The following is a 6,451-nucleotide window of genomic DNA, read 5'->3' as shown; positions in this document are numbered from 1 at the left end:
AATGCGAGACAGTTCAAGCTTGATGGGAAACGGGATAGGGCCTATCCACGTGCGTTAAAAATGAGTAAAAACAAGTATCCCATTAAGTCTAAGAAAAATGCCGTTCACACTAAGTGAACGGCATTACTGTCATCAGGGCGTTTTTATTAGAGATGCTAACACAACCTGACTATTCATGCTTTTCTGGGCATGATGCCACCATAGTACGACTGCCGTCATCATTATGCTGCTCTATCGACACATCAAATTGCCACAGCCGGTGCAGATGCCTGACCACTTCTTGGCATGAGTCTGCTAACGGAATGCCTTGATGGGGGACATAACGTAGGGTCATCGATCTATCACCACTCACATCGACCTGACACACCTGAATATTCGGTTCAAGATTAGACAAGTTGTATTGCTGTGATAGGGTTTGACGAATATCGCGATAGCCCTGTTCATCATGAATGGCCGACACCGACAGATACTGTTTATTACTATCATCATGGATACCAAATAACTTAAATTGGCGGATCAAATGCGGCGATAAATATTGGCTAATAAAGCTTTCGTCTTTGAAATTCTCCATCGCAAAATGCAAGGTCGTGAGCCAGTCGGACCCGGCAATGTCTGGGAACCAATGCTTATCTTCTTCTGTCGGCTCTTGGCAGATGCGCTTAATATCCATAAACATATTAAAACCAAGTGCATAGGGGTTAATGCCGCTGTAATAGGGGCTATTATAGGCAGGTTGCGCAACCACCCCGGTGTGGCTTTGCAAAAACTCTAACATAAATCTGTCTGAGACGATGCCCTCGTCATAGAGGTGATTTAAGATAGTGTAATGCCAGAAGGTCGCCCAACCTTCATTCATCACTTGGGTTTGTTTTTGCGGGTAGAAATACTGCGCCATTTTGCGAACGATACGAATGAGTTCACGTTGCCAAGGCTCTAACAAGGGCGCATGTTTTTCAATAAAATATAAAATATTTTCTTCAGGCTCTGCTGGGAATCGCTTTTTCTGGCGCCGTTCAGTCAAGCTAGATTCGGTTTGGGGAATGGTGGTGCGCCACAAATCGTTGACTTGAGACTGTAGATACGCCTCCCGCTCCCGTTGCCGCGATTGCTCTTCGCGATAGGAGATCTCGGTGGGGCGTTTATACCTATCCACCCCATAGTTCATCAAGGCATGGCAAGAGTCTAAGATATCTTCGACCGCCCGTACGCCATGGCGTTCTTCGCAATCGGCAATATAGTTTTTGGCAAACACCAAGTAATCAATGATGGAGCTGGCGTCCGTCCATGTTTTAAATAAATAATTATTTTTAAAGAAGCTATTGTGTCCATAACAGGCATGGGCAATGACTAACGCTTGCATAGTAATGGTGTTCTCTTCCATTAAGTAGGCAATGCAGGGGTCTGAGTTAATCACGATTTCGTAGGCTAGGCCCATTTGCCCACGCTTGTAGCCTTGCTCGGTTTGGATAAAGCGTTTACCAAATGACCAATGGGTATAGCCAATGGGCATGCCGATGCCAGCATAGGCATCCATCATTTGTTCGGCGGTGATGACTTCAATTTGGTTAGGGTAGGTGCTTAATCCATAATGCGCCGCCACCCGTTTAATTTCATGTTGGTATTGTTCTATTAAGTCAAATGTCCAATCCGGACCATCACTGAGGTGTTCGCGTTTTGATGTCATATGTTCCCCTTACACCGCTTGCTTCTTAAACAATTCCCGAAACACAGGGTAAATATCTTCGACTTGCCGTATATGCTGCACGGCCATGTTTTCATAGGTTTGTTGTAAGGCTTCATATTCGCGCCACAAGGTTTGGTGTGCGCGGTTGGTAATTTCGATATAACTAAAATAGCGAACTAACGGTAAGATTTTGTCGGCTAGAATCGCTTTACACCCTGGGGAATCATCAGCCCAGTTATCACCGTCTGAGGCTTGCGCGGCATAAATATTCCATTCGTCAGCGGGGTAGCGTTTTTGCTGGATCTCATGCATCAGCTTTAACGCACTGGATACTATGGTGCCGCCAGTTTCTTGAGAGTAGAAAAACTCTTGTTCGTCGACTTCTTTGGCCTGGGTGTGGTGACGAATGTACACCACTTCTAAATTCTTGTAAGTTCTCGTTAAAAATAGATACAGCAGAATATAAAAACGTTTGGCCATATCTTTAGTGGCTTGATCCATTGAGCCAGAGACATCCATCAAGCAAAACATCACGGCTTGGCTAGTCGGGATTTCGCGCTTAGCAAAGTTATTGAACTTTAGATCAAAAGTGTCAATAAATGGCACTTTATCGATGCGCTTTTGGAGCACACTAATTTGCTCTCTAAGCGCCAGTATTCGTTCTGCCTCTGAGCCGGCGGTATTTTCAAGCCCCTCAAGTTGTTCAACGAGCTCTGCCAATGCACGTTTACGCCCCGAGGTCATGGCAATACGGCGCGCCTGAGAGCTTCGCAGTGAACGCACAATATTGATATTGGCCGGCACGCCATCGTTGGTAAAACCCGCGCGATAAATTTGATACTCGACCAGTTTATTCAATCGATTTTTCTGTAAATTCGGCAGTTCGAGATCTTCAAACAGTAATTCTAAATACTCATCTTTAGATATTTGAAACACAAATTCATCTTGGCCTTCACCAGAATCAGAGGCTTCACCTTGGCCACTGCCATTACCCCCGCCTTGGGGCGGCCGCTCTATTTGGTCACCACGGCTAAATTGATCATTGCCAGGATGGACCCGCTCACGAATGCCTCCTTTGCCTTGGTGAAAAGTTGGCTCAGTGATATCGCGCGTCGGGATACTGATTTTTTCGCCTTTATCGATATCGGTTACACTGCGCCGGGTCACAGCATTGCTAACCGATTTCTTGATTTGATGTTTGTAACGGTCGATGAATCGTTGGCGGTTGACGGTACTCTTACCTTTAGCATTGAGCCGTCTATCGATGAAATTGGCCATAGTGCACCTCCCCAAGGCTGAAGGGGACCTAAGTCCCCAGCAGTAGGCTTATGATGATTTACGTACTCTGAGATACCACTCAGACAATAATCGTACTTGTTTTTTGGTGTAGCCCTTTTCCATCATACGGTCGACAAAATCATCATGTTTGCGTTGATCATCCGTGGATGTCTTGGCATTAAATGAAATCACAGGTAACAAATCTTCGGTGTTAGAAAACATCTTCTTTTCTATCACGGTGCGTAATTTCTCATAACTGGTCCATTGTGGATTATTGCCTTCGTGATTGGCTCTGGCCCTTAAGACAAAGTTAACGATTTCATTTCTGAAGTCTTTAGGGTTTGATATCCCCGCCGGCTTTTCAATTTTTTCAAGTTCGGCATTAAGCGATGAACGGTCGAATAATTGGCCGGTTTCAGGGTCGCGATATTCTTGATCTTGGATCCAAAAGTCTGCATAGGTGACATAGCGGTCAAAGATGTTCTGGCCATATTCCGAATAGGATTCAAGATACGCGGTTTGAATTTCTTTGCCGATAAACTCCACATACTTAGGAATGAGGTAGCCCTTTAAAAACTCCATGTAACGTTCGGCGGTTTCATTGGGGAACTGAGCTTGCTCGATTTGCCGCTCGAGCACATAAAACAAGTGCACTGGGTTGGCGGCAATTTCGACACTATCAAAATTGAAGACCTTAGAGAGGATCTTAAACGCAAAGCGGGTTGATAAGCCCTGCATGCCTTCATCGACACCCGCATAGTCCCGATATTCTTGGTAAGACTTCGCCTTCGGATCGGTATCCTTTAGACTCTCGCCGTCATAGACGCGCATCTTGGAGAATAGCGAAGAGTTTTCTGGGGTTTTTAAACGCGACAATACTGTAAATTGTGCCAAGGTCTCTAAGGTGCCAGGAGCACAAGGCGCGCTAGCAAGTTCTGAGTTGACTAATAACTTATCGTAAATCCGAATTTCTTCAGATACCCGTAAGCAATAAGGCACTTTAACGATATAAACACGGTCTAAAAAGGCCTCATTATTTTTGTTATTCCGAAACGCCGCCCATTCTGATTCATTCGAGTGAGCCAAAATGATCCCGCTATAAGGCAACGCCGATAACCCTTCGGTGCCGTTATAGTTACCTTCTTGGGTCGCGGTTAGCAGAGGGTGGAGCACCTTGATAGGGGCTTTAAACATTTCGACAAATTCCATCAAGCCCTGATTAGCTCGACATAAGGCGCCAGAATAGGCGTAAGCATCGGCATCATCTTGAGAGAAATGTTCTAATTGACGAATATCGACTTTACCCACCAACGCCGAAATATCTTGGTTATTCTCATCGCCAGGCTCAGTTTTGGCGATGGCCAACTGATCTAGGATTGACGGGTAGACTTTGACCACTTTAAAACGGCTAATATCTCCACCATACTCATGCAAACGCTTTACCGCCCATGGCGACATGATGGTTTTTAAATACCGTTTGGGGATCTGGTATTCGTTGGCAAGAATGTCACCATCTTCATCGACATCAAATAAGCAGAAGGGATGATCATTGACTGGGCTGCGTACCCCGTCGGCACTCAAAATATACACGGGGACATTTTGCATCAGCGCTTTTAATTTCTCGGCTAATGATGATTTACCGCCACCCACAGGCCCAAGCAAATACAAAATCTGTTTGGATTCTTCCAGCCCTTGGGCCGAATGTTTTAAGTAGGCAACGATTTGTTCAATGGCTTCCTCCATCCCAAAGAAATCCTTGAACGCTGGAAATCGTGAGATGAGTCGATTGGAGAATATGCGGCTAAGGATAGGATCTTTGGAGGTGTCGATAACCTCAGGCTCTCCTATGGCCATGAGTAGGCGTTCTGCGGCGGAAACGTAGGCGCTGCGGTCGTTTTTACAAATCTCTAAAAACTCTTGCAAGCTATACTCTTCGTCGAGCTTTCTTTCGTAGCGTTGTTGGTAATGCTCAAAAATGCTCATAATTGACCCCCTGAAGCACTGACTTAAAAACAGATGATGCCTTCACATCCCTTAGTTAAGAATAGACGCTAAATTGCAAAGAAGATCAAAAAAAATTAATAAAAACAACAACAAATAGTTGCAAAAGCAACATTTGCAAAAGCATTTAGGATTCTATAGCCACAAAAAAGGGGCCAGATAGGCCCCTTAACTATGGCGGTAAATTAGCCTTGCAGATTTTGGTTTACAAAATCCCAATTAACTAATTTCCAGAAGTTGGCCAGATAATCTGGGCGCACATTGCGATAATCGATGTAATAAGCGTGTTCCCATAAGTCCACGGTCAGGATCGGCGTAACTGCGCTATCAGTTAATGGCGTGGCCGCATTGCTAGTGTTAACAATGGCTAAGCTACCGTCAGCCTTTTTAACTAACCAAGTCCATGAACTACCAAAGTTATTCACTGCACTGTCGTTAAATTGGCTTTGAAAGGCTTCAAATGAACCAAACTGGGCCTTGATAGCATCAGCAACAGCGCCTGTTGGCTCGCCACCGGCGTTCGGGGCCAAACAATGCCAATAGAAAGTGTGATTCCAAACCTGGGCAGCATTATTGAAAATACCGCCAGTCGAGGTTTTGACGATTTCTTCTAAGCTTATATCAGCTAAATCGGTGCCTTCAACTAAGCCATTGAGTTTAACTACATAAGTGTTGTGGTGCTTCCCGTAGTGATACTCTAAGGTTTCTTTAGAAATGTGTGGCTCAAGTGCGTCCAGAGCGTATGGTAAAGCGGGTAATGAAAAAGCCATGCTATTCTCTCCGTGGATAGTTTGGGTCATTAACTTGACCGTGCTGACTGTCGCTATTGTACTGATAAATTGTGTGAAGTGAATCATCAATTTACCGATTGGCTAGATAGCGTTCATCGAAATAAGCCATTAAGCAAAAGACTTACAATCTGTGGGATTTTGTTATTGCATGGCTTAGCGTACAATAACAGTTAGATCCAGCATGTACACACTTAGGATGAATCATGGAAACCTTAGAAAAAATCAAGCAACAAATCGCTGAAAACCCAATTATTGTTTATATGAAAGGGTCACCAAAATTACCCAGCTGTGGCTTTTCTTCACAAGTCGCTCAGTTGATGATTAACATGGGTGAGCAGTTTGCTTATGTGGACATTTTACAGCATCCAGATATTCGTTCAGAACTGCCGAAATTTGCTAATTGGCCAACTTTCCCACAATTGTGGGTTGAGGGTGAATTGATTGGCGGTTGCGATATTTTGACTGAGATGTATCAAAAAGGCGAATTGCAGACCTTAGTAAAAGAAGTGGCTGCCAAATACAAAACTGATGAGCCACAAGCTTAATTAGTGATAAAAAGCCCGCATCAGCGGGCTTAATTAGATGGTCCGCCTCACCCCTAAGCTAAGCTTAGGGTTAGGCAAACAAAGAGGCGAACCATCATGTCTACTATTAAAGTAATTGGGATCGATTTAGGCAAATCTTCTTTTCATCTTGT

5 protein-coding genes are annotated in these 6,451 nt (G+C 44.4%); 1 reads left to right on the top strand and 4 read right to left on the bottom strand.

The window, feature by feature from the left end; all coding sequences use genetic code 11:
• Positions 1 to 169 precede the first annotated feature (169 nt).
• From KU855_RS18430 to sodB, 4 genes are all read right to left on the bottom strand, one after another.
• Complete coding sequence (locus KU855_RS18430; protein WP_218532699.1) at positions 170 to 1,684, bottom strand: SpoVR family protein; 1,515 nt, start codon at positions 1,682 to 1,684, stop codon at positions 170 to 172.
• Positions 1,685 to 1,693: 9 nt separating this feature from the next.
• A complete protein-coding gene (locus KU855_RS18425; protein ID WP_218532697.1) occupies positions 1,694 to 2,962 on the bottom strand; it encodes a YeaH/YhbH family protein in 1,269 nt (422 codons plus the stop codon).
• Between the two features lie 48 nt (positions 2,963 to 3,010).
• Positions 3,011 to 4,945: a PrkA family serine protein kinase gene (locus KU855_RS18420; RefSeq protein WP_218532695.1), complete on the bottom strand. Its 1,935-nt coding sequence runs from the start codon at positions 4,943 to 4,945 to the stop codon at positions 3,011 to 3,013.
• A 203-nt stretch (positions 4,946 to 5,148) separates the two neighbouring features.
• Entirely contained in the window at positions 5,149 to 5,733 is a 585-nt protein-coding gene (gene sodB / locus KU855_RS18415; protein WP_218532693.1) for a superoxide dismutase [Fe], read from the bottom strand.
• Between the two features lie 224 nt (positions 5,734 to 5,957).
• On the opposite strand from sodB, the gene KU855_RS18410 reads away from it, so the two are divergent.
• Complete coding sequence (locus tag KU855_RS18410) at positions 5,958 to 6,299, top strand: Grx4 family monothiol glutaredoxin (RefSeq protein ID WP_256261131.1); 342 nt, start codon at positions 5,958 to 5,960, stop codon at positions 6,297 to 6,299.
• Positions 6,300 to 6,451: the final 152 nt, after the last annotated feature.

The sequence above is a fragment of the Shewanella sp. NIFS-20-20 genome, from assembly GCF_019209865.1.
Classification (GTDB): domain Bacteria; phylum Pseudomonadota; class Gammaproteobacteria; order Enterobacterales; family Shewanellaceae; genus Shewanella.
Note: the sequence above shows the minus strand (reverse complement) of the source record. Positions and strands in the feature narration are given on the sequence as shown.